15 protein-coding genes are annotated in these 26,337 nt (G+C 42.7%); 8 read left to right on the forward strand and 7 right to left on the reverse strand.

Going from position 1 to position 26,337, the window contains the following annotated elements:
* Positions 1–20: 20 nt before the first annotated feature.
* Positions 21–947: a bifunctional riboflavin kinase/FAD synthetase gene (gene ribF, locus INP94_RS01600; protein WP_197543820.1), complete on the reverse strand. Its 927-nt coding sequence runs from the start codon at positions 945–947 to the stop codon at positions 21–23.
* Between the two features lie 49 nt (positions 948–996).
* The gene (murJ, locus tag INP94_RS01605; RefSeq protein WP_197543821.1) at positions 997–2,571 is read right to left on the reverse strand and encodes a murein biosynthesis integral membrane protein MurJ; all 1,575 of its coding nucleotides are present in this window, start codon (positions 2,569–2,571) and stop codon (positions 997–999) included.
* A gap of 266 nt (positions 2,572–2,837) precedes the next feature.
* On the opposite strand from murJ, the gene rpsT reads away from it, so the two are divergent.
* The 3 genes from rpsT to rlmB all read left to right on the forward strand — a co-directional run bounded on the left by rpsT (position 2,838) and on the right by rlmB (position 6,428).
* Positions 2,838–3,101 carry a 30S ribosomal protein S20 gene (gene rpsT, locus INP94_RS01610; RefSeq protein ID WP_005695217.1) on the forward strand — a complete coding sequence of 88 codons (264 nt, stop codon included), beginning with the start codon at positions 2,838–2,840 and terminating at the stop codon, positions 3,099–3,101.
* A 160-nt stretch (positions 3,102–3,261) separates the two neighbouring features.
* On the forward strand, positions 3,262–5,607 hold the full coding sequence (gene rnr / locus INP94_RS01615) for a ribonuclease R (RefSeq protein ID WP_197543822.1): 2,346 nt from the start codon (positions 3,262–3,264) through the stop codon (positions 5,605–5,607).
* Positions 5,608–5,687: 80 nt separating this feature from the next.
* Entirely contained in the window at positions 5,688–6,428 is a 741-nt protein-coding gene (gene rlmB / locus INP94_RS01620; RefSeq protein WP_005698098.1) for a 23S rRNA (guanosine(2251)-2'-O)-methyltransferase RlmB, read from the forward strand.
* Between the two features lie 65 nt (positions 6,429–6,493).
* On the opposite strand, the gene brnQ is transcribed toward rlmB, so the two are convergent.
* Entirely contained in the window at positions 6,494–7,795 is a 1,302-nt protein-coding gene (gene brnQ, locus INP94_RS01625; protein WP_197543823.1) for a branched-chain amino acid transport system II carrier protein, read from the reverse strand.
* A gap of 208 nt (positions 7,796–8,003) precedes the next feature.
* Here brnQ and nhaA point away from each other — a divergent pair, with 208 nt between their 5' ends.
* Both nhaA and INP94_RS01635 read left to right on the forward strand, forming a co-directional pair.
* Positions 8,004–9,191, forward strand: a complete 1,188-nt coding sequence (gene nhaA / locus INP94_RS01630) for a Na+/H+ antiporter NhaA (protein WP_197543824.1) — start codon at positions 8,004–8,006, stop codon at positions 9,189–9,191.
* An 8-nt stretch (positions 9,192–9,199) separates the two neighbouring features.
* Positions 9,200–10,732, forward strand: coding sequence for a glycosyltransferase family 2 protein (locus INP94_RS01635; protein WP_197543825.1), 1,533 nt, complete (start codon positions 9,200–9,202; stop codon positions 10,730–10,732).
* A gap of 53 nt (positions 10,733–10,785) precedes the next feature.
* Here INP94_RS01635 and INP94_RS01640 read toward each other — a convergent pair whose 3' ends face one another.
* The 3 genes from INP94_RS01640 to INP94_RS01650 all read right to left on the reverse strand — a co-directional run bounded on the left by INP94_RS01640 (position 10,786) and on the right by INP94_RS01650 (position 19,461).
* Entirely contained in the window at positions 10,786–11,922 is a 1,137-nt protein-coding gene (locus INP94_RS01640) for a DUF2827 family protein (protein WP_197543826.1), read from the reverse strand.
* Positions 11,923–12,053: 131 nt separating this feature from the next.
* Entirely contained in the window at positions 12,054–18,797 is a 6,744-nt protein-coding gene (locus tag INP94_RS01645) for an ESPR-type extended signal peptide-containing protein (protein ID WP_197543827.1), read from the reverse strand.
* A gap of 205 nt (positions 18,798–19,002) precedes the next feature.
* Positions 19,003–19,461, reverse strand: a complete 459-nt coding sequence (locus INP94_RS01650; RefSeq protein ID WP_032822534.1) for an Lrp/AsnC family transcriptional regulator — start codon at positions 19,459–19,461, stop codon at positions 19,003–19,005.
* A 132-nt stretch (positions 19,462–19,593) separates the two neighbouring features.
* Here INP94_RS01650 and rarD point away from each other — a divergent pair, with 132 nt between their 5' ends.
* The 3 genes from rarD to INP94_RS01665 all read left to right on the forward strand — a co-directional run bounded on the left by rarD (position 19,594) and on the right by INP94_RS01665 (position 23,309).
* The gene (gene rarD, locus INP94_RS01655) at positions 19,594–20,469 is read left to right on the forward strand and encodes an EamA family transporter RarD (RefSeq protein ID WP_420026412.1); all 876 of its coding nucleotides are present in this window, start codon (positions 19,594–19,596) and stop codon (positions 20,467–20,469) included.
* Between the two features lie 135 nt (positions 20,470–20,604).
* On the forward strand, positions 20,605–21,774 hold the full coding sequence (locus INP94_RS01660) for an EmrA/EmrK family multidrug efflux transporter periplasmic adaptor subunit (protein WP_197543829.1): 1,170 nt from the start codon (positions 20,605–20,607) through the stop codon (positions 21,772–21,774).
* 8 nt (positions 21,775–21,782) lie between these two features.
* Complete coding sequence (locus INP94_RS01665) at positions 21,783–23,309, forward strand: DHA2 family efflux MFS transporter permease subunit (RefSeq protein WP_197543830.1); 1,527 nt, start codon at positions 21,783–21,785, stop codon at positions 23,307–23,309.
* Positions 23,310–23,365: 56 nt separating this feature from the next.
* On the opposite strand, the gene uvrA is transcribed toward INP94_RS01665, so the two are convergent.
* Positions 23,366–26,197: an excinuclease ABC subunit UvrA gene (gene uvrA, locus INP94_RS01670; RefSeq protein ID WP_197543831.1), complete on the reverse strand. Its 2,832-nt coding sequence runs from the start codon at positions 26,195–26,197 to the stop codon at positions 23,366–23,368.
* Between the last annotated feature and the right edge of the window lie 140 nt (positions 26,198–26,337).

Consider the following 26,337-nt stretch of genomic DNA (forward strand, 5'->3'; position numbering starts at 1 on the left):
TTTTATATTTCAATATAATTCTATTTTGCGAAAAACGCTTTCGCTGTTTTTACATCCTGTTCAATTTGAGCTTTCAACGCCTCAAAAGAAGGAAATTTTATCTCATCTCGAATCTTATGGCAGAATTCCACTTCGACCATTTGTCCATAAATATTCTGAGAAAAATCAAATAAATGGACCTCTAATAATTGTATCGTACCGTTAATGGTTGGGCGTTTTCCCATGTTTGCAACGCCGTCAAAAATCTCGCCTGATTTCAACCGCACTTTCACCGCATAAACGCCTTTAACAGGGTTCACTTGGCGATGTAAGCGAACATTCGCAGTAGGAAAGCCAATGGTTCGGCCTAATTTATTGCCGTGGATCACTCGACCGAAAATACAATAAGGCTTACCGAGTAAATTTTGTGCGTGCTGTAAATCATCTTTAGCCAACGCCTCACGGATAGCGGTGCTACTGATACGTAACTCATCTAAACAGAAGGTGCGGCTGTCTTCTACTTCAAAGCCAAACTGCTTTCCGGCTTGTTGTAACATCGCAAAATTGCCTAAACGTTTCGCACCAAATTTGAAATCATCGCCAATACTGAGAAATTTCACATTTAATTTTCGTACAAGCCAATCTTCAATAAATTGTTCTGCTGGAAGATTAGCAAAAGTGCGATCAAATTTCGCGACGATGACCACATCTACACCCGCCTGAGCTAAATAATGCAACTTATCTCTTAATCGCATTAAGCGTGCGGGCGCTTTGTCGCCCATAAAATATTCGCGCGGTTGCGGCTCGAAAAGCATCACTGCCATGGGCAAATTCAGCGCATTCGCTTTCTGACGAAGATGACGCAAAATCGCCTGATGCCCCAAATGCACCCCATCAAAATTGCCAATGGTTAATGCGCACCCTGACAAATATGGCTGTGAATTATGAAGCCCACGAATTAATTGCATTACATCTTATCCAAAACACAAAAAATAATCAGTGCATTATAGCGGTAACTTAATGTTTTGTCAGTAAATGGTGTTTACGAACACCCAATAGCACCAATACACCTAAATAAACGACCGCAGCCAGTCCTATTAACCAAGCTAGCCAATAGACACGCATTAAAAATGTCATTGCTGCCCATTCTTCGATAGACGGGCAGTTATACCAAAGCAAGCCTCCCATGGCTAAGGCTGCGCCTAAAACTTTCAGAAAAAAGACCGCACTTTTACGTGAAAAATGATACACATCCTCTTTCGCTAAACCACGATAAAGCAAATAAGCATTTAAGGTTGCTGACATCGCAGAAGCAATCGCTAAGCCCACATAACTAAATGGAATCGCCAATACGTTAAAGCCCATATTGCTCACCATGGCGATGATCCCGATTTTCACGGGCGTTTTGGTGTCTTGGCGTGCGTAATAGCCATTAGCCAGGATCTTAATCAGCATAAAGCTAAGTAAACCCGCATTGAATGCCCATAAGGAATAAGAGGCTGAATGCACATCCGTTAAGGTAAAACTACCACGCATAAATAACACCAATAACATTGGTTGGGCTAACACGGCAATACCAATCGCGGCAGGCACACCGAGTAATAAAATCATTCGCACGCCCCAGTCCATGGTATTACGGAAATCCACTGCACTTTGGGAAGAATTGTCTTCTCGATTCACATGATGGCGAGCAAGCGTCGGTAAAATCACGGTGGAAATGGCGATACCAAATAGACCAAGTGGAAACTCTAATAGACGATCAGAATAATAAAGCCAACTAATAGATCCCGTCATTAAGAAACTAGCAATGACCGTATCAAGCAACAAGTTGATTTGACTTACGGAAACCCCGAACAAGGCAGGAATCATTAATCGTCGGATTTTCGCTACCCCTTCATCATGCCACGCCCATTTGGGTTTTACGAGCAAGCCCGCTTTCTTCAAGAAAGGGATTTGGAATAAAAATTGTAGTAAACCGCCTAAGAAGATCCCGATAGCAAGGGCAAGATCAGGATTATCTAATCTTGGTGCGAGGAAAAGTGCGGTCGCAATCATGGAGATATTGAGTAAAACAGGCGAAAACGACATCACGCCAAATTTACCTATCGTATTTAAAATCGCCCCAGAAAGTGCCACAAAGGTGACAAACCATAAATAAGGAAACGTGATTTTTAAGAGTAAAGACGCTTGTTCAAATTTGTGCGCATCAGGTCCGTCATTTAGCCAATCGGTAAACCATCCCATCCCAAAGATCGCCGCCACAACAGGTGATCCCACCATGGCAAGCAAGGTCACAATACTGACTAATCCACCTAGCGTACCCGATACTTTCCCGATAAATTCTCGCGTTTTAGAAAGATCGCCCGATTTTTGATATTCAGCTAATACGGGTACAAAGGCTTGAGAAAATGCCCCTTCTGCAAATAAACGACGTAAAAAGTTTGGGATACGGTTAGCGAATAAAAACACGTCTGCCGCCGCGCCTGCACCGATTAAATGGGCAATCACCACATCACGGACTAAACCTAACACACGGGACACTAATGTCATCCCACTCACGATAATGCCGGATTTTAAAAGTCGTTTACTCAAAATAGGGGTCTCTTCAAAAAAATTTGCCTTAATTGTATAGAATTTTTGTTTTTACGCTATATTCCAACGAAAAAAACTGATAAAATCCTGCCCACATCGTTTGTGTGAGCCAATAGAAAGCGCTTTTTTTAAATAACGATGCTTACTTTCGGTTGTGTCTCACCGAAATCAACACAAATTATTCATTGACAAAAGTATAAAAAATCGGCATATTCTACGCCCTTATTTTGTCATAATCATCTAACAGAAATTTTAGGAGTTTGACCTTGGCTAATATCAAGTCAGCAAAAAAACGCGCGGTTCAATCTGAAAAACGCCGCCAACACAACGCAAGCCAACGCTCTATGATGCGTACTTACATCAAAAAAGTATATGCTCAAGTAGCAGCAGGTGAAAAAGCAGCAGCTGAAGCAGCATTCGTTGAAATGCAAAAAGTTGTTGACCGTATGGCTTCTAAAGGCTTAATCCACGCTAACAAAGCAGCAAACCACAAAGCTAAATTAGCTGCTCAAATCAAAAAATTAGCGTAATTAAAGCATTAAAACAGCTTAAAAATAAAACCGCACTTTGGTGCGGTTTTTGTTTGCCGTAAACCGTCCTGCCACAAACGTCCGATAACAAGCTTGCATTCCCCCCTTTAACCTGTAAACTACCCCACAACTTAAAAATTAATCATAAAATAAACGATAAATGACCAAAAAATCTTTAAAAAAAGCGGATCCGAATTATCAAAAAGAATTAGCCAAATACGGTAATCCGATCCCAAGCAGAGACTACATTCTGCAAATTATCCGTGAAAATAATGCCCCGATGAGTCGGGAAGAAATTCTGACCGCACTTTCAATTAAAAGTGACGAACAACAAGAAGCTATGCGTCGCCGCTTACGCGCCATGGAGAATGATGGACAATTAGTTTTCACTAAACGTAAACGCTATGCCTTGCCTGAAAAATTAGATTTATTCAAAGGCATGGTCATTGGTCATCGCGAAGGCTATGGTTTTTTACAAGTCGAAGGCAAAAAAGAGGATCTCTTTATTCCTAATCACCAAATGCAACGTGTAATGCATGGTGATTTTGTATTGGCGCAACCTGCCGGCTTGGATCGTCGTGGTCGTCGTGAAGTCCGTATTGTTCGTGTACTTGAAAGTCGTAAAAAACAAATTGTCGGCCGTTTCTTCTTAGAAAATGGTTTTAGCTATGTTGTGCCTGATGACGGTCGTATCGGACGAGATATTTTAGTCCCTAATGAACACCGCAATGGTGCACGAATGGGACAAGTTGTCGTGGTTGAATTGCAAGAACGATCTGCCTCCTTTACTCAACCAGTTGGCATCATCACCGAAATTCTAGGTGACAATATGGCAAAAGGGATGGAAGTGGAAATTGCCCTTCGTAATCATGACATTCCTCACCAATTCCCAAGCGCGGTCGAAAAATACGTTAAAAAATTCACGGAAGAAGTGCCTGAAGAAGCAAAAAAAGGCCGTATGGATTTACGCAATCTTCCTCTGGTGACCATTGATGGCGAAGATGCACGTGATTTTGATGATGCCGTATATTGCGAAAAAAGTGGTAAAGGCTGGAAACTTTGGGTGGCAATTGCCGATGTCAGCTATTATGTGCGTTTACGTTCTACATTAGATACAGAAGCTTATAACCGAGGTAACTCCGTTTACTTCCCAAATCGTGTTGTGCCAATGCTGCCTGAGATTTTATCGAACGGATTGTGTTCACTGAATCCACAAGTTGATCGCTTGTGTATGGTGTGTGAAATGCACATTTCTGCCAAAGGTAAACTCACGGACTATCGTTTTTATGAAGCGGTAATGAACTCTCATGCTCGCTTAACCTATACGAAAGTCGCCGCAATTTTAGACGGTGATGATGAGCTCCGCACGCGTTATCAAGGGCTAGTGCCACATTTAGAAGAATTGCATCATCTCTATCAAGCATTACTCAAGGCCCGTAAACAACGTGGTGCTATTGATTTTGAAACCATTGAAACCAAATTTATTTTCAATGCCATGGGACGAATTGATCGCATTGAGCCTGTTGTGCGAAATGATGCCCATAAAATCATTGAAGAATGCATGATTCTCGCAAATATTGCAGCGGCAAACTTTATGGAAAAACATAAAGAGCCAGCACTCTATCGCATTCATGCCACACCGAGTGAAGAAAAACTGACGTCTTTCCGTGCATTCTTAAGCGAATGTGGTTTAAGCCTTGAAGGTGGCATGAAACCGACCACAAAAGATTATGCAAAATTGTTAGAGCGAGTGAAAGATCGCCCGGATCACGAACTCATTCAAACCATGTTGCTCCGTTCATTAAGCCAAGCGGTTTATCATGCGGATAATATCGGCCACTTTGGTTTGGCGTTAGAAGAATATGCACACTTCACTTCCCCGATTCGTCGTTATCCAGATTTAACCCTACATCGTGGGATTAAGTATTTGTTAGCGAAAGAAAAAGGTGCTAAACGTAAAACCACAGATACGGGCGGCTATCATTATTCTTTTGATGAAATGGATTTATTAGGTGATCACTGCTCAATGACCGAACGCCGTGCCGATGATGCCACTCGCGAAGTAGCAGATTGGCTGAAATGTGAATATATGCAAGATCACGTGGGCGCTGAATTTAGCGGAGTGATCTCATCTGTAACGGGCTTTGGCTTATTCGTACGTTTAGATGATTTATTCATTGACGGCTTAGTCCATATTTCTACTTTAGATAACGACTACTATCAATTTGATGCGGCAAAACAACGTTTAATCGGTGAAAATAGTGGTATGATTTATCGCCTTGGCGATAAAGTCAAAATTCGCGTGGTCACCGTTCATTTAGAACAAAAAATGGTAGATTTTAGTTTAGTCGAAAGTGCCAGAAAACCACGTCGTGTTGGCAAAACGGCAAAACAAAAAGCGAAAAAAGTCTTTAAGGAACTGCCACCTAAGGCGTCAAAGAAACGTAAAAGTGCGGTCAAAAATAAAGATGTTTCGAAGAAACCGACTAGAAAACGGAAGAAATAATATTTTTACCCAATCTCCCCTGGCCTCTCGTTGCTAAAGCGGGGAGGATAGTGACAAAAAATAATAAACAAGAGAACCCTATGTCAGAAAATATCTATGGTATCCATGCTGTAAACAGCATTTTAGCAAATAGCCCTGAACGTTTAATTGAAGTATTTGTTCTGAAAGGTCGTGAAGATAAACGCCTACAACCCTTACTCAATGAGCTCTATGCTTTAGGCATTGCGGTGCAATTTGTAAACCGTCAAACATTAGATAAAAAATCCAATGGTGAAGTGCATCAAGGTGTGATTGCTCGTGTGCAAGAAGCCAAAGAGCTGAATGAACATGATCTGGATGAACTTCTTACTCGTAAACAAAATCCACTTTTATTAGTGCTTGATGGCGTGACGGATCCCCATAACCTAGGAGCCTGTTTACGTACTGCGGATGCAGCTGGTGTGAGTGCTGTTATCGTACCAAAAGATAAATCCGCTCAGCTCACTTCTATTGCACGTAAAGTGGCTTGCGGTGCTGCGGAGACTGTGCCATTAATTCGTGTTACTAACTTAGCGCGTACTTTGCGAGATCTACAACAAAACCATAATATTTGGGTGGTGGGTACAGCTGGCGAAGCAACAGAAACCATTTACCAAAGTAAACTCACGGGTTCTCTTGCCTTAGTGATGGGGGCGGAAGGTGAAGGCATGCGTCGCCTTACGCGTGAGCACTGTGATCAGCTGATTAGTATTCCAATGGCGGGCTCAGTTTCATCCCTGAATGTTTCTGTTGCGACTGGCGTATGTTTATTTGAAATTGTGAGACAACGTCTAGCCGCCTAAAAACGCGTGAAAAAACGACCGCACTTGATATAAAAAATGCCGATAAATCATTATCGGCATTTTTATTACTTTGAAATGGTTTTCCCAAATATCATGGAAAGCACTAAAGTACATAATGCAGGCACCAACCAAGCTAATCCTTGTGAGTAAAGCGGGAAATGCGTCATGATTTGATGTAACCCTTCCGGCAACATATCTAAGTTTTTCAAGCTATCAATCAAACTAAAACAAACCGTCACAAAAATAGTGGTGTAATAGCTCAATCGAATAGAAGGCAATTTATTACGCACAAGCTGTAAAACTACCAACATAATCGCCATCGGATAAATCAAGAATAATGCTGGAATCGTGACACGGAGTAATTTTGTTAAGCCATATTGTGAAATGATTGTCGTCATTGCAGTGAAGAAAACAATCCAGAATGGATAAGAAAAACGTGTCGAAAACTTGGAGAAATAATCACCACAAGCACTGGTTACGCCCACTAATGTAGTTAAGCTTGCTAAAGTGATAATACCCGCCATAATCCAGGTTCCCGCCGTGCCGAATAAACTATTCACATAACGAGAGAAAATTTGTCCGCCATTTGTTGCGCCTTGTGCCACAGCATCAGAAGTCGCCCCTAAGTAGAATAAAGAAAAGTATAAACAACCTAATAAAACGACGGAGACAAAACCGGCTGAAATCGTATATTGAATAATCTTTTGTGGATTAGTCACATTTTTTGCAGATAATGCCCGTGCAACAATACCACCAAAAGCAATCGCGGCCAGTACATCCATCGTTTGATAACCACTAATTAATCCTGTAGTTAATGCTGAATTCTCGGCATACGCCTGCGATGGGGCTACAATCTCAGAAAGAGGTGAAACAAAAACCGTGATCCCAACAACGAGTAATAATACCAACAATGCTGGCGTCATCACTTCACCCACCGTTGAAATAATGGTACTTGGGCGAATCATGAATCCCATCGCGATAATATTAAAGATCACAGAGAAAATAAGACGTGTCGTCGCACTATCTTCAACGAACCCCAATGGTAACCATGCCATTTCATAAGCGACATTGGTAATTCGAGGCATTGCAAAGGTTGAACCGATGACTAAATAAAGAATGGTTAAAAAGGATACGCCTGCCCACTTGGGTAAGTCCTTAGTCAGTTCTTCGCCACGTCCTAACACTGACACCACAACCAATGTAATAAATGGCATGAGTACGCCTGTTATCACAAACCCTAGCGAAGCCGTTGCCCAATGGTTACCTGCGGAGTACCCCTCCATCGGTGGGAAAATAATATTTCCTGCGCCTAAAAATAAAGCAAAAATCATCATACCTAATACGATGATGTCTTTTTTTGAAAACATAAGTATTCTCGAATAAATAAATTTTAAGAATTTTACTATTAAATTGTTTTTTATTCCAAAAATGAAAATAAATTTTGTGAAATAGATCACGAAATCTATCACATTCCGATTAAATCACACATTATCCACCGCCTATTTTCCCTAAATTAGTAAATTTGTGATAGTATCCAAGCTTTATTATTTTTATTACTTTTTTAGGAGAAAATGAATGAATAAACTGAGTTTGACTCAACAAATTCAGCGTTTTTTAAAATTAGAATCAGCTGGCGGAATTTTATTACTTTTCTCAGCGGTAGTCGCAATGCTATTAGCCAACTCACCGCTTAATCAAACCTATAATGACTTTTTAAATTTACCAGTCAGCATTCAAGTAGGATCTTTTTCCATTGATAAAACCTTAATCCACTGGATTAACGATGGTTTTATGGCGGTATTCTTTGTTTTAGTGGGAATGGAAGTCAAAAAAGAATTATTTGAAGGCTCCCTTTCAAGCTATCAACAAGCGATTTTCCCTGCTATTGCAGCGGTGGGGGGAATGATCATTCCTGCCTTAGTTTATGTATTTATCGCCCAACACAATCCCGCTTTAGCCGATGGCTGGGCTATCCCAATGGCAACAGACATTGCCTTTGCTCTTGGTATCATGGCGTTATTAAGTAAACAAGTGCCACTCCCACTAAAAATCTTTTTACTTGCTTTAGCGATTATTGATGACTTAGGCGCCATTGTCGTTATTGCACTGTTTTTCTCACACGGATTAAGTGTACAAGCACTTATCTTTGCTGCGGTTGCTATTGTTGTACTTATCGCATTAAACCGCTTTAAAGTGACCGCACTTTGTGCCTATATGGTAGTGGGAACAATCTTATGGGCTTCGGTATTAAAATCAGGCGTACACGCTACCCTTGCTGGCGTTATCATCGGGTTTTGTATTCCATTGAAAGGTAAAAATGGCGAAACACCATTACACGACTTTGAGCATATTCTTGCCCCTTGGTCATCCTTTGTTATCTTGCCATTATTTGCGTTTGGCAATGCGGGTGTAAGCTTCGATGGCATTGATCTCAGCATGCTGACATCACCATTATTGCTCGCAATTTCTCTTGGCTTAATTATCGGAAAACCTCTGGGTGTATTTGGTTTCAGTTATCTTTCCGTAAAACTTGGCATTGCAAAACTTCCACAAGGCATCAACTTCAAACAAATTTTTGCCGTAGCGATTTTATGCGGTATCGGCTTCACGATGTCTATGTTCTTAGCAAGCCTAGCCTTCAACGCTGATGCCGGTGAAAGCATTAACTCCCTTTCTCGATTAGGGATCTTATTAGGTTCCACTGTTTCTGCGATTGTGGGGTATATGGCGTTGAAAGTGACTACTGCGAAAAATAAAGGGTAATCAAAACGATGGAAAAACTAACCTGTTATGTTATTTATGCTTCTGAAAAAATAGAGGGACTAAGCCATTTTTTACATTGCTCCACTGACTCTCATGTTATTCCTATTCCTGCAGTAACTAAAGAACAGGTTAGCTTACTCGGTAATTCTTCAGCCTTATTTAATTTAAAGAAAGCGGAAGAACTACTTGATCGCACTCCCAATAACAAAGAAATCGCCCATACGCTATCTCATATTCAGTGCTGGAAAGCTATTACTGAAAATGAACAGCTACAAGATAATGATTTTGCTTTAATTGCTGAAAGTGAAATACACCCTGTTGAAAACTTCATTAAGCATGCTATCCATTATGCCAATAAATATTCCTCTTATGGAATTATCAAATTACAGCATGATGGTGAGGGTCGTTCTGGAGAGCGTTTATTTCAAATAGGTGATGAGCCTTATGCTTTAATTTATGGCGATATTAACCAATACAACTATGGTTGTTCGCTTTATCTCATCCGCAAAAATGTCGCAAAAAAATTGACCGCACTTTTAAGTGAAACAAAACCCTACTGGCTTGCAGATCAATTCACCGTGTTCCATGAACCTCAAAATATTGCTCAATCCTGTTATCTATTAGGGGGAAACCCTACCTCAAATAGACAAGATAAGATTGAAAATCCGCTGTTTAGTATCATTGTGCCAATTTATAATGTTGAACGCTACCTCGAGCAATGTATTGAATCTGTCTTAGCACAAGATTATCAGAATTATGAACTGATTCTAGTTGATGATGGTTCGCCTGATAACTCCATCGATATCTGCACTAAATATGCAAAACAATATTCTAATATCGTTTTTATCCATAAAATTAACGGTGGACTATCTGATGCAAGAAACGCAGGTATTAAACTTGCTCGTGGCGAGTACTTAATGTTTTTAGATAGTGATGATTATTGGGAAGGAACAAGTATTCTTTCTGATCTTTCTAAGATTTCAGAAGAAAATCCTGATCTTATTATTTATGATCTCACTTTCAGATACAAAGATAACAAAAAAGAATATTACCCAATTTCTAAAGAGGGGCTAACAGGCGATTATATTGTTGACTTTTATACTTTAACTAGCAGAAACATATTTAGACCTTCCGCATGTAATAAGGTCGTCAAAAGAAAAATCATCATGGATAATCAACTCTTTTTTCCAAAAGGAAAAAACCATGAAGATTTAGATTGGAGCTTTAATCTCGCTCCATACATTTCAAGCTATGCACTATATGACAGCTATTTCTACATATATAGAGCTAAGCGACTTGGTTCAATCACTGAGTTTGTCAAACCTAAAAATACTAAAGATTTAATAGATATTGTGCTTGAAAAGCTACAAATGATAAAAAATATGCATGACTCCCCTTTATCTAAAGGTCTATATCAATACTTAGTTAAACAAAAGCAATTCGTTTATGATTCTTTCACATTATTATCTGAAGAACATAAAAAAATATATGAAAATGAATTTCATGAATTAAAGAAATCATTAGAAGATATTGATAAATAAAATGACATATTAAAAAATCCCTTAGCACTTGATAAGGGATTTTGCTAATTTAACTAAGAGAATAATCGTTTCAGCGCCTTCTCATACAAATAAATATTCATTGGATTTGTCGGTAATAGAGAATCCAAATATTCATTGGCTCTTTTCACATATTCTTCATGATGCTTATCATGATTATCAATCACATCTAATAACACTTTTGCACCTTCAAAGGCATCGAATTGATCATAATAGTAACCTACACCTTTCGGAATCAGTTTTGAATTATGAATAAATGGATACCCCCCATATAAAGCATCGTTATAAGCATAATTCAAACCATTTTCCCACTGATGGCTAAGCACAATATCGACATAACGAGCTAAAAAGTCTGGCATTTGGTAACGACCTTCCACTGTCATTATGCCGTCTTTCACAAGATCGGTTCGTCCAATAAAATTAAAGAATGTTGGATTATCTTTTTTATCATAAGTATTACACATATAAACATTCTTAATTTTTTCTGGTGCTTCTCTATATGCTTGTTCAGCGATAAGAATTGGCGTAAAGCTTGTTTTCACCACGTTAATATTCGCTTCGAAAGATGCAATTCGTTTTGCCTTCTGATCTGAATTAGGTTTATAGCCAAATTCTAAATCATTCTGCTCTCTAATGTGTTTAATAACTTGATCACAAAATACTGGTGACCAAATTGCAGGCACAACATAAGCAGGACAACGATACATGATCGAAAAATAAGATTTACAGGTATTTTCATGTTGTGGAATCATCCAAACTGCATCAAATAACGTACCATTAAATACTCGAGTTGCCTCTTTATTAAAAAGGAAATTTTCCATATCCATAATGAAATCATTCCCCATTTTATAGCAAGCAACTTTACCACCATGCTTGTGCATACGGCTAACTTGATGGGGTTCAATAACTAATGTACCTTCAATCAATACATCTAATTGATCAATGACATCTTCAACATAAGCATATTTAAGGTTCAATCCATCTAACATAAAACCGCTAGGAGGGGTTGTTCGCTTTTCTGGTCCCCAAGACACTAAAACCACATCATCTACAATATCTGAATGTTGAAATAAATGATAAAGATGAATCACGTTTTGGTTCGCACCATTTGCCCAAATATCTGTGACCTTAGACTCTAAATTAAAGGTGATCCCAATTTTATATTTACGCATAATTCTTTTCCTTTTTTATTATTTAAATCATCTAAAAGTGCGGTCAAAAATAAACTTATTTTCAAATAACTTAAATAATAAAAATCACTCGGATATTCCTACCCGAGTGATTTATCTAGTTTAGTCGATCATTACCATTGATAACCTACACCGGCACCAACATTATAATCACCTTGTGTAGTTGCTGCACCACTCACTTTAAAGATAACTTTATTGTTATCACTCGCACGTGAGTAACCTACTGCAACAGCACTTTCACCTTTGTAGTTACCTACTCCAAGGCCTACCATTGAACCACCTGGTTTAGTCACTTGTGGAATATTCGCTGCGGCGGTTGCCCCTGCGATACCACCACGAAGTTTCTTATCAGTTTTCTTCAATTCGCTACGAACTGCTCCGACAGAACGATCAACATATTGTTTATTCGTCGCATCCGTAGCACGGACCGGATCTGCCACATTAGTGATTCGGCGTTCATTACCAACTGAACCAACTGAAACGGTATTTGCTTCATTTGCTACAGAGCCTTGACCTAATGCCACAGAGTTAGTTGCTGTCGCCTTCGCGCCTTGACCCACAGCTGTTGAGTTTTTACCTGAAGCTTGTGAGTTATTGCCTAACGCAGTGCCATTCTCGCCACTTGCATTTGCACCATAGCCAACAGCTGTTGCATCTTTACCTTTCGCTTTCGCACTATCACGTTTGCTGGTGTTATCTGCTGCAAATGCTGTTTTGCCATCTTTACTGATCAAGCCTGAGTCTTCAATACGTTTCGCTGAGCTTTCCGCTGCAGTTGCAGAAGAACGTGCCGCAGTTGCTGATGAACCCGCTGCTGTCGCTGAAGAACCCGCAGCTGTTGCAGATGAACCTGCAGCTGTTGCTGATGAACCTGCTGCGGTTGCTGAGCTTTCAGCTGCCGTTGCAGATGAACCCGCTGCTGTTGCTGAGCTTTCAGCTGCCGTTGCTGATGAACCCGCCGCCGTTGCAGAAGAACCCGCCGCTGTTGCAGATGAGCCTGCTGCGGTCGCTGAAGAACCCGCTGCTGTTGCTGAAGAACCCGCTGCTGTTGCTGAACTTTCAGCCGCTGTAGCTGATGAACCAGCAGCCGTTGCTGAAGAGCCCGCTGCAGTCGCTGAAGAACCTGCTGCGGTTGCTGAGCTTTCAGCTGCCGTTGCAGATGAACCCGCTGCGGTCGCTGAAGAGCCCGCTGCTGTTGCTGAAGAACCTGCTGCAGTCGCTGATGAGCCTGCTGCAGTTGCTGAAGAACCCGCTGCGGTTGCTGATGAGCCAGCTGCAGTCGCTGATGAGCCCGCTGCAGTTGCTGAACTTTCAGCCGCTGTAGCTGATGAGCCAGCCGCTGTTGCAGAAGAACCTGCTGCAGTCGCTGAAGAACCTGCTGCGGTTGCTGATGAGCCAGCCGCTGTTGCTGATGAACCTGCTGCTGTCGCTGAAGAACCCGCAGCTGTTGCTGATGAACCTGCTGCAGTTGCTGAGCTTTCAGCTGCCGTTGCAGATGAGCCTGCCGCTGTTGCTGATGAACCTGCTGCTGTCGCTGAAGAGCCCGCTGCAGTCGCTGAACTTTCAGCAGCTGTTGCTGATGAACCTGCTGCTGTCGCTGAAGATTCCGCCGCTATTGCAGATGAGCCTGCTGCGGTTGCAGAAGAACCCGCTGCGGTTGCTGAACTTTCAGCCGCTGTAGCTGATGAACCAGCAGCCGTTGCTGATGAGCCCGCTGCCGTTGCAGAAGAACCCGCTGCAGTCGCTGAACTTTCAGCCACTGTTGCTGATGAACCCGCCGCTGTTGCAGAAGAACCCGCAGCTGTTGCAGATGAACCTGCAGCTGTTGCTGATGAGCCCGCTGCAGTCGCTGAAGATTCTGCTGCCGTTGCAGAAGAACCCGCCGCTGTTGCAGATGAACCTGCAGCTGTTGCTGATGAGCCCGCTGCAGTCGCTGAAGATTCTGCTGCCGTTGCAGAAGAACCCGCCGCTGTTGCAGAAGAACCCGCAGCTGTTGCAGATGAACCCGCCGCTGTTGCAGAAGAACCCGCTGCAGTCGCTGAAGATTCCGCCGCTGTTGCAGATGAGCCTGCCGCTGTCGCTGAAGAACCCGCCGCTGTTGCAGAAGAACCCGCAGCTGTTGCTGAAGAGCCCGCTGCTGTTGCAGAAGAACCTGCTGCAGTCGCTGAAGAACCTGCTGCGGTTGCTGATGAGCCAGCTGCCGTTGCTGAAGAACCTGCTGCGGTCGCTGAACTTTCAGCCGCTGTTGCTGATGAACCCGCAGCTGTTGCAGATGAACCTGCAGCTGTTGCTGATGAACCTGCTGCGGTTGCTGAACTTTCAGCCGCTGTTGCTGATGAACCAGCAGCCGTTGCTGAAGAGCCCGCTGCAGTCGCTGAACTTTCAGCCGCTGTTGCTGATGAACCTGCTGCTGTCGCTGAAGATTCCGCCGCTGTTGCAGATGAGCCTGCTGCGGTTGCAGAAGAACCCGCTGCCGTTGCTGAACTTTCAGCTGCGGTTGCAGATGAGCCTGCCGCTGTCGCTGAAGAACCTGCTGCTGTTGCAGAAGAACCCGCAGCTGTTGCTGATGAACCTGCTGCTGTCGCTGAAGATTCCGCCGCTGTTGCAGATGAGCCTGCTGCTGTTGCAGATGAGCCCGCTGCAGTTGCTGAAGAACCCGCCGCAGTTGCTGAAGAGCCCGCTGCAGTCGCTGAACTTTCAGCAGCTGTTGCTGATGAACCTGCTGCTGTCGCTGAAGATTCCGCCGCTGTTGCAGATGAGCCTGCTGCGGTCGCTGATGAACCCGCTGCGGTTGCTGAAGATTCTGCTGCCGTTGCAGAAGAACCCGCTGCGGTTGCTGAAGATTCTGCTGCCGTTGCAGAAGAACCCGCCGCTGTTGCAGAAGAACCTGCTGCGGTTGCTGAACTTTCAGCCGCTGTTGCTGATGAGCCCGCTGCGGTCGCTGATGAACCCGCTGCGGTTGCTGAAGATTCTGCTGCCGTTGCAGAAGAACCCGCAGCTGTTGCAGATGAACCTGCAGCTGTTGCTGATGAGCCCGCTGCTGTCGCTGAACTTTCAGCCGCTGTTGCTGATGAACCCGCTGCGGTTGCTGAAGATTCTGCTGCCGTTGCAGAAGAACCCGCCGCTGTTGCAGATGAACCTGCAGCTGTTGCTGATGAGCCCGCTGCGGTTGCAGAAGAACCCGCTGCTGTTGCTGAACTTTCAGCCGCTGTAGCTGATGAACCAGCAGCCGTTGCTGAAGAGCCCGCTGCAGTCGCTGAACTTTCAGCCGCTGTAGCTGATGAACCAGCAGCCGTTGCTGAAGAGCCCGCTGCAGTTGCTGAACTTTCAGCTGCCGTTGCAGAAGAACCCGCCGCTGTTGCAGATGAACCTGCCGCTGTTGCTGATGAGCCCGCCGCTGTTGCAGAAGAACCTGCTGCGGTTGCTGATGAGCCTGCTGCTGTCGCTGAAGAACCCGCAGCTGTTGCAGATGAACCTGCAGCTGTTGCTGATGAACCTGCTGCAGTCGCTGATGAACCAGCAGCCGTTGCAGAAGAGCCCGCTGCTGTCGCTGATGAGCCCGCTGCGGTTGCTGATGAACCTGCAGCTGTTGCTGAAGAACCCGCTGCTGTTGCTGAGCTTTCAGCCGCTGTTGCTGAAGAGCCTGCTGCTGTTGCTGATGAGCCTGCTGCAGTTGCTGATGAGCCCGCTGCAGTTGCTGATGAACCTGCTGCGGTCGCTGAGCTCTCTGCTGCAGTCGCTGATGAGCCTGCTGCCGTTGCTGATGAACCCGCCGCAGTTGCAGAAGAACCTGCTGCAGTTGCTGAACTTAACGCTGCTGATGCTGCGCTTGCAATTTTACTTAAATTGCTGTTAACCACTTCTGCAGCTGATGTTGCTGTTGATGCTGCAGCAGAAGCTAAAGATACAGCACTGCTTGCACTTGAAGCTGCTGTTTTCGCTGTTTCGTTTGTTTTATCTAATTGCGAAGTCACTGCATAAAGTTGTGAACCATTGATCGCTTCAGTTGAAGTATCAGAAATATTTCCTGCCGCAACATTGATCAATTTACGCTCATTACCTACTGCACCAACGCTTACAAAGCTTCCTTTACCTGAAACAGTACCTTTAAAGCCACTATAAGTTAAATTACCTACAGTTGCTGAAGTTACATTTTCAACAGTATGAGAACCTGTAGTGGTTGAATGGTTACCTAAAACAACGGCATTATCTAAATCGGCTGCGATTTCAATATCATTACCAATTACGGTTGTGCCATTAGCCTTGATCTTATTGTTATGGCCAATAACGGTATTATTTTTCTTACCATCGGCGATGTTATTTCCCACACCAATTGCAATACCGTTACTTGTGCCATTGCCAATCAGATTATACACCCCTAAAGCAGTACCATTAGTTACATTCTCACCAACCCATGTACGCGCACCAACAGATGTACCATTTGTTGTGTGGTTATCCACACCTGCATAATGACCTAACGCTGTACCGTCATTCGTATTCGGACGAACATAGCTTCTTGAACCTACAACGGTTGCATTAACAGAGTCCTTACCAGCCGCAGAGAATTGTCCCACTACAGTCGCATTCACTGAGTTTGCTTCTGCCACAGAGTTAGAACCTAACACGGTTGCATTTGTGGAGTTAGTTTGTACACTTGAGTTTTTACCAATAACAGTTGCATTCGCTGAATCTGTTGAAACACTGCTACCTGAACCAATCACGATTGCATCTTCAGATGCAGCTGAAGACTTATATCCCATAACAATCGAACCAGCCGCGGCTGTGGTGGTGGTTGCTTCTACACCAGCTGCAATAGAATTTAAGCCTTGTGCACCACCTGCTAAACCAACTTTATCACTGTTAGATGTTAATGCATCGGTTGAACCGGCAGCATTAGAACCGTTATTTACGTGGAAATAATTAGTGGTATTTAATGATTGATTTACTGCGTTTAACGCTGCATTTGCAGTTGTGTTGGCCGTGTTCGCGGTTGTATTCGCTGCATTAGCTGTTGTGTTAGCTGTATTCGCAGTTGTATTGGCTGCGTTAGCTGTTGTGTTAGCTGTATTCGCAGTTGTATTGGCTGCGTTAGCCGTTGTGTTAGCTGTATTCGCAGTTGTATTGGCTGCATTAGCTGTTGTGTTAGCTGTATTCGCAGTTGTATTGGCTGCATTAGCTGTTGTGTTAGCTGTATTCGCAGTTGTATTGGCTGCGTTAGCTGTTGTGTTAGCTGTATTCGCAGTTGTATTTGCGGTATTAGCTGTTGTATTGGCTAAGTTCGCAGTTGTATTCGCTTTGTTAGCCGTTGTGTTGGCTGTGTTCGCGGTTGTATTTGCAATTGTTGCGGTACTTAATGCTGCGGTTGCAGTACTTGCTGTTGTATTTAAAACAGATACAACTTGATAAAGCTGTGAACCGTTAATCGCATCTGTAGAATTTGCACTGATTAATCCTGCTGAAACATATTGAACCTGTCTAGCTGCAGTGCTGTTACCTACTGCCAAAACAGCAGTTCCACTCGATTTGCCATTATTACCGACTTCAACTCCACCTACTTTAATCGAAGTTAATGAGTTTCTAGCACCAGTCACAGAACCCGCACCTAAAGCTACATCAGACAAATTTTTTGCATTTGCGCCATTACCAATAGCAACGGAATCATTAGATGTGGCATTTGCTGTCGAACCCAAGGCAATAGAATCTGTTCCTGCAGCTGAAGCATTCTGACCAATAGCTGTTGTATTCGTATTTGTTGCTTTTGCTAAAAAACCAATTGCAGTCGCTTGAGCTCCCGTAGCATTTGCAGATGTACCAAATGCTGATGCTCCACGCCCTGATGCAGCAGTATTATTACCCACCGCAGTTGCAATAATAGCCGCATTTGCATTATTACCGATAGCAGTCGCACCTATATTGCTAGCATTTGAATTTCGACCAACTGCAATTGCATTCTCTTGAATTGCGTTAGCGCTATCACCAATAGCTAGACTAGAATTTCCTAAAGCCTTAGAATCAGAACCAATTGCTATAGCAGCGAGTTCAGTTGCAGTCGTACTATTCGGCCCAGCAGAAATAGCTATTGCTTTTTGACCTGAAGCGGCTGCATTTGTACCTAAAGCAGTTGCAGTATAAGCTGAGGCACTTGCATTATTACCGATAGCCAAGGTAGATTCAGCCAATGATTTAGAATCTGAACCGATTGCAATGGCTTTCTTCCCAGTCGCATTTGCATTTGCCGCAAGGGCAACTGCATTATTTCCATTTGAAACTGCTTCCGACCCAATTGCAATAGCACCATTTCCAGTTGCCGTTGTATCTTTACCACCTGAAGCAATAGCTATTGTACCTAATGAAGAAGACTTCGCTTTATTACCTAAGGATGTGCTATTAGCCACTGCTTTAGCTTCATTACCAACAGCTACACCATCAGCTGCAGCATTAGCTAAACGACCTATAGCAACAGCTTCAGTTTGAGCATTTGAATTCGAACCAATTGCTACTGCATCTTGCCCATTAGCCACAACAGTATGACCAATTGCAATACCCTTTACTCCACCTGTTGCTCTTGATGCTGCACCCACAACAATAGAACCAGGGGCATCCGTCCAACTTCCGCCACCAATTGCAATTGCTTGAGAACGACCATAGGTGTTACCCTCAGGAATTGCTGCATATGCAATACTTGTTACATCTAAAAGCAGTAAAGACAATGCCGATAATTTAAAAACTTTGCCTAATGAGGACTTGCTTTCCCCGTGCGTGTCAGATGATGATTTCACCTGTCCTTTCGCTAATTCAGACGTCACTACCAACGACTGTGTAGTACGATTCCAAATTACTTTAAAAATCTTATTCATGGAATATAAAATCCTTCTTTATAAATTTAACAGAATAAATAATACGCTTGATAAAACACACACTAAGCGCAACCTAACAGGTCATTTTGCCCGAGAAGGCTTATAAAGACTAGCTCAAACAAATCCGACCAGTCTGGAAAATCAAGTAAAAATACTTGAAAAAACAACCGCACTTTTCAGCTATTTTTACTTTTATATTCAAAAACTATAACAAAATCCCACTCTCTGCTTTGGTAAAATTCATTACAAACAAGCTCTTATAAGTGCGAACATGATATTCACCGGTTAGAACGCGACGGGTAAACGAATGGTAACTTTCCATGCTTTCAGCGTGAATAAGCAGCATAAAATCATAATCTCCGGAAATTTCATAACAGCTCACCACATCGGTTTCTTGTCGCATTTTCCGTTCAAATAACTCTTGAAAGCGGGAATGTTGGTTGTCCATTTCCACCATCACAAAAACACTGATGCCTCTACCCACTGCCTTTGGCGATACCACTGCCACTTGTTTGGTAATAACACCTTTTTCTGTCAGTAATTGAATTCGACGCTGACAGGTTGCTACCGAGCTATGCACTTTTTCCGCGAGCTCTTTCAATGGCAAAGTCGCATCTTGTTGGAGGATATTTAAAATATCCCGATCTAATTTATCTAATTCCATTTTTAATCCTTGAAAATAAATGCAAAACAATTCCAATATTTGAGAAAAATAATCACAAATCATTTTATATTGAGAAAATTTACCACACTAGACTTTTATAATGAAGCTATTCAACGTAAGGAAGTAATGAAGATGGCTCAAGGTATTTTTCTCGGCATCATCTCGCAATTTTTATTTGGCCTGCTGTATTTGTTCAGTTTATGGCTACAGCCACTTAGCGGCACAGATGTGTTTGCTTGGCGAATGGTGATGATGGTCTTCGGGTTATTTTTAATTATCTTCCCTACAGTGGGTTGTCGTTCATTATCAAAATTAGTCAATGAAACCTTAGGCAAAGACAAAAAACATTGGATGTTGTTTTTGCTCGGCACACTCGATGCCGGCAGCCAATTCTGGTTATTTATGTGGGCGCCCGTTAATGGCGAAGGGGTAAACATCGCTATGGGATATTTTTTATTCCCATTAGTGATGGCATTACTTGGACGCATTTGGCTGAAAGAAACTCTTTCTACCATTCAAATTATCGCTTTATGTATTGCTGCCTGCGGTGTGGCACATGAGCTTTGGCACAATCAAACCTTTTCATGGAGCAGTCTCTGGGTTTGCCTAGTGTATCCCTATTATTATTTAAGCCGTAAAGCCATGAAGATTCCTGCATTGCAAGGGATAACACTTGATGTGTGCTTCATTGCTGTTCCTTGCCTCATTTATTTGATCATACAAGAACATCAATTTTCTTTTGTAATCAGTGAAAGCCGATATTGGTATTTATTGCCTGCACTAGGTTTAGTGAGTGCAATCGGTTTGTCTGCCAATTTAAAATCGAGCCAACAAATTCCGGTCAGTGTGTTCGCCGTGCTCAGTTATCTCGAACCTACATTGCTCTTTTTAATTGCGATATTTTGGCTCAACACACAAGTTTCCCCTTCCGATTACTTCACTTATGTGCCGATTTGGACCAGTTTGATTTTGCTAGGCGTAAATGGCTTAATGAAAAAACGTCATTAAAATTGACCGTACTTTTATCTCAACAAGTGCGGTCATTCTTGAAATAATTCTAATTCACGTTCATAATGAACGAACATTCATATTTTATAGACTGAAGCCTTTTTTACTTCAGCATTTTCTCATAAGGCTCGCATTATGTCCGATCAACAAACAGATACACCAACTTCCTCAAATAATAAATCTCAAAAACGTAAAAAAGGGCTTTCCATTTTTATTCTTTTGCTTCTTCTGATTGCAATCGGTTCTGCAGCTTATTGGTTTTTCTTTATTAAAGGCTTTGAAGAAACCGAAGATGCCTATGTGAGTGGCAATCAGGTGATGGTCTCAGCGCAGGTAGCGGGAAATATTTCGAAAATTAATGTCGATAATATGGATCCCGTACAAGCCGGTGACGTGTTATTAGAGCTGGATGATACCAATGCCAAATTAAGTTTTGAGCAAGCTAAAAGTAATTTAGCCAATGCGGTTCGCCAAGTTTCACAACTGAATTACACCGTAAAACAATTAAAATCCGCCGTTCGTGCGAATGAAATTACCCTTGCTCAAGCGCAAGGAAACTTAAACCGTCGTGTGCAATTAGTCAAAGATGGCGCAATAGATAAAGAATCATTCCAACACGCCAAAGAAGCGGTTGAACTCGCCAAAGCAAACTTAACGACTTCACAAAACCAACTTGAGGCAAATCAAGCGTTATTATTAGATGGTCCGTTAAGTGAACAGCCGCAAATTCAAAGTGCGGTCAGTAATTTGAAACAAGCTTGGTTGAATTTAGAACGTACGAAAATCCGCAGTCCAATTAAAGGCTATGTGGCTCGTCGCAATGCGCAAGTAGGACAGGCAGTTTCTGTTGGTGGCGCTTTAATGGCAGTCGTAACCACGGATCAAATGTGGTTAGACGCCAACTTCAAAGAAACACAATTAACCCATATGCGCATTGGTCAACCGGTTAAAATTCACTTCGATCTCTACGGAAAAGATAAAACCTTTGATGGTAAAGTTGTCGGAATTGAAATGGGTACGGGCAGTGCATTCTCATTATTACCCACTCAAAATGCGACGGGGAACTGGATCAAAGTGGTGCAACGCGTGCCTGTGCGTATTCAATTAGATCCTCAACAACTGGCTGAAAACCCATTACGTATTGGACTTTCTGCCACCGTGAAAGTGGATGTGAGTGATAGCCAAGGCGAAACCTTGCGTAACCAAGCACCAACCACAACGCTTTATTCCACCAATGTGCTGCAATATGATGAAAGTGCGGTCAATAATTTGATCGAATCCATTATTCGCGACAATAGCTATTAGGTTTCACGATGTCGCAATCTCATTTTACGCCGGTACAAGGCGGTGCACTGGTTATTCTCACGTTAGCACTCTCGCTTGCCACTTTTATGCAGGTGTTGGATTCCACCATCGCTAACGTTGCCATTCCTACTATTGCAGGTGATTTAGGGGCTTCATTCAGCCAAGGCACATGGGTCATCACTTCGTTCGGTGTAGCCAATGCGATCTCAATTCCTATCACCGGTTGGCTGGCAAAACGTTTCGGTGAAGTGCGGTTATTTTTAATCTCAACCTTACTTTTCGTCCTTGCTTCTTGGCTTTGTGGTATTTCACATAGTTTGGAAATGTTGATTATTTGCCGCGTCCTCCAAGGTGCGGTAGCCGGTCCAATCATCCCTCTTTCGCAAAGTTTATTACTCAATAACTATCCGCCTAAAAAACGCGGCATGGCACTGGCATTTTGGTCAATGACTGTGGTAGTCGCTCCTATTTTCGGGCCCATTTTAGGCGGTTGGATCAGCGATAACATTCATTGGGGTTGGATCTTTTTCATCAATGTTCCCATTGGATTGGCTGTCGTCTTAATGAGTTGGAAAATTCTAGGTAATCGAGAAAGCCAAATATCTCATCAACCTATTGATACTGTTGGGCTTGTTTTACTGGTTCTCGGCGTAGGCTGTTTACAATTAATGCTGGATCAAGGTAGAGAGCAAGATTGGTTTAATTCAACGGAGATTATTGTTCTCACCGTGATTGCGGTTGTGTGTTTGATCGCCCTCACTATTTGGGAACTGACGGATGACAATCCCGTTGTAGATATTTCACTTTTCAAATCACGCAACTTTAGCGTAGGCTGCCTTTCAACTAGTCTCGCTTTTTTAGTGTATTTGGGATCGGTTGTACTTATCCCACTTCTACTCCAACAAGTTTATGGCTACACCGCGACTTGGGCAGGGCTCGCAGCCGCCCCAGTGGGATTATTCCCGATTTTACTTTCGCCAATCATCGGTAAATTAGGGCATAAAATTGATATGCGAATTTTAGTCACAATCAGCTTTATGGTTTATGCCCTGACCTTTTATTGGCGAGCTGTGACCTTTGAGCCTGAAATGACCTTTGCCGATGTTGCCTTGCCACAATTTGTGCAAGGTTTAGCGGTTGCTTGCTTCTTTATGCCGCTGACCACAATTACGCTCTCGGGTTTACCACCCGAAAAAATGGCTTCGGCGTCGAGTTTATTTAATTTCCTTCGAACCCTTTCCGGCTCAATAGGCACATCTCTCACGACATTTATGTGGTATAACCGTGAAGCTGTGCATCATACTCAACTCACGGAAGCGATTAATCCATATAACCCAATCTCCCAACAGTTTTTCCAAACGATGGCAAGTTTTGGTTTAAACGAACAACAAACAGCATCATATCTTGCCAGACAAATCACCGCTCAGGGCTTTATTATTGGCGCTAATGAGATTTTCTGGTTATCGGCAATTACTTTCCTAGCATTATTCATTATCGTCTGGTTCGCCAAACCGCCTTTTGGAAATCGCCATTAAAAAACTTCAAAAAAATAACCGCACTTTGATGATGCTCAAAAGTGCGGTCGTTTTTTCTAGCCTTTTGCTAAGATGTCTTTTAGGAATCTCGCGGTGTGCGAGCCTTTGACTTTAGCGACCTCTTCCGGTGTGCCTGTCGCGATGATTTGACCACCGCCACTGCCCCCTTCTGGACCAAGATCCACAATCCAGTCTGCGGTTTTGATCACATCTAAGTTGTGTTCGATCACCACGATAGTATTGCCTTGATCGCGCAAGCGATGTAACACTTCGAGAAGTTGTTTAATATCGGCGAAATGCAGTCCTGTTGTCGGTTCATCCAAAATATAAAGGGTTTTACCGGTATCACGTTTTGAAAGCTCCGTTGCTAACTTAACACGTTGTGCCTCACCACCTGAAAGTGTGGTAGAAGACTGACCTAAACGAATATAAGACAAGCCTACATCAATTAGGGTTTGCAATTTACGCGCAATCATTGGGATGGCATCAAAAAACTCGCGCGCTTCTTCCACCGTCATATCTAACACTTGGTGAATAGTTTTACCTTTGTATCGGATCTCTAAGGTTTCACGGTTATAGCGTTTACCTTTACATTGATCACAAGGTACATACACATCCGGCAAGAAATGCATTTCAACTTTCAGCACGCCATCACCTTGGCATGCTTCACAACGACCACCGCGTACGTTAAAGCTAAAACGTCCTGGATTATAACCACGCGCACGCGCCTCTGGTACGCCCGCAAATAATTCACGAATTGGGGTAAATAACCCCGTGTAAGTCGCTGGATTAGAACGCGGTGTACGACCAATTGGACTCTGGTTAATATCGATCACCTTGTCGAAATATTCCAAGCCTTCAATCGATTTATAAGGTGCAAAACTTGTTTTCTCTGCACGATTTAAGGCATTTTGAGCCAATGGGAATAAAGTATCATTAATTAGCGTTGATTTACCTGAACCTGATACCCCCGTAATACAAGTAAATAAGCCCACTGGGATCTCTAAATTCACACCTTTCAGATTATTCCCTGCCGCACCTTTTAATTTTAGAAGTTTGCTTTTATCAAGTGCGGTTCGTTTTTTCGGAATTTCGATTTTTTCTTCACCCGATAAGAACTTACCCGTAATCGAATTCGGGTTCGCCATAATTTCTTTGGCTGTCCCCTGAGCAATCACTTGACCACCGTGTACACCTGCTCCAGGGCCAATATCAATAATATGATCGGCTTCTCGAATGGCATCTTCATCATGTTCCACCACAATTACGGTGTTGCCCAAATTACGCAGATGAATCAGCGTATTTAACAGACGTTCATTATCACGTTGGTGTAAACCGATAGAAGGCTCATCCAACACATACATGACGCCTACTAAGCCCGCACCAATCTGACTCGCAAGACGAATACGTTGTGCTTCACCGCCCGAAAGGGTCTCGGCTGAGCGAGAGAGGGAAAGATAATTCAACCCCACATTCACTAAGAATTCTAACCGCTCTTTGATCTCTTTCAGAATTTTTTCCGCAATTTGTGCTTTTTGACCCGTTAAGGTGAGCCCTTGGAAAAACTCAAGACTTTCACCAATGCTTTTCTCTGAAATTTGTGGCAAGTTAATGCTGCCAATATACACGTTACGAGCTTCTGGACGAAGACGCGAGCCGCCACAATCTGCACAAGGTCGGTTACTGATATTTTTCGCCAATTCTTCGCGCACAGACATAGATTCTGTTTCTTTATAACGGCGCGCCATGTTATTCAAAATCCCTTCAAAAGGATGTTTGCGGATCACCACATCGCCACGGTCGTTCATATATTGGAATTCAATTTCTTCCTTGCCTGAACCGTGCATCACTATATCTTTAATTTTTTGTGGCAAATCTTCGTATGGCGTTTCAATATCAAATTTGTAGTGTTTCGCCAACGAGGTAAGCATTTGATAGTAATAGAAATTGCGACGATCCCAACCTTTTACCGCACCGCCTGCAAGAGAAATACTTTCATTTTGTACCACACGGCTTTCATCGAAGAACTGCTGAACACCTAAGCCATCACAAGTCGGGCACGCCCCTGCCGGGTTATTAAATGAGAATAAGCGAGGCTCTAATTCTGGTACGGAATAGCCACAATGTGGACAAGCAAAATTCGCCGAGAAAACCAATTCTTCAGCGTTAGGATTATCCATATCTGCCACAACCGCTGTACCACCAGAAAGCTCCAAAGCCGTTTCAAAGGATTCTGCCAAACGTGTGGCTAAATCTGACCGCACTTTAAAACGATCTACTACCACTTCAATGGTATGTTTTTTCTGTAAAGCAAGTTCTGGTGGATCGGATAAATCACAGATTTCACCATCAATTCTTGCGCGAATATAACCTTGTGCCGCTAAACTATCTAACAACTTAACGTGCTCACCTTTACGGTTTTTCACCACGGGCGCAAGCAACATCATTTTGCTTTCTTCTGGCAGACTTAAAACTTTATCCACCATTTGGCTGATGGTTTGTGCCGTTAATGGCACATCATGATCAGGACAACGAGGCTCCCCTACGCGAGCAAACAGCAAACGCAGGTAATCATAAATTTCGGTGATAGTCCCCACGGTTGAACGCGGGTTATGAGAAGTGGATTTTTGCTCAATAGAAATCGCCGGCGACAAGCCCTCAATCGAATCCACATCTGGTTTCTCCATCAAAGAAAGGAACTGACGCGCGTAAGCAGAAAGCGATTCCACATAACGGCGCTGCCCTTCCGCATAAAGCGTATCAAATGCTAAAGAAGATTTGCCCGAACCGGACAAGCCTGTAATCACAATTAATTTATCGCGCGGAATGGTTAAATTGATGTTTTTGAGGTTGTGGGTTCTTGCCCCACGAATGTCGATAGTATCCATAAAAAAAGCGATTGCCTTAAGAAAATAAATTCAAAAATTGCGACCATTATCGCATATTTCAATATCTGTGCAAATATCCAGTTAATTTTTATGGATCTTTTGTTTCTTTTAAGGCAAAATAGCCAAAATTTTTCACCTTA

This window comes from Haemophilus parainfluenzae (assembly GCF_014931395.1).
Lineage (GTDB): Bacteria > Pseudomonadota > Gammaproteobacteria > Enterobacterales > Pasteurellaceae > Haemophilus_D.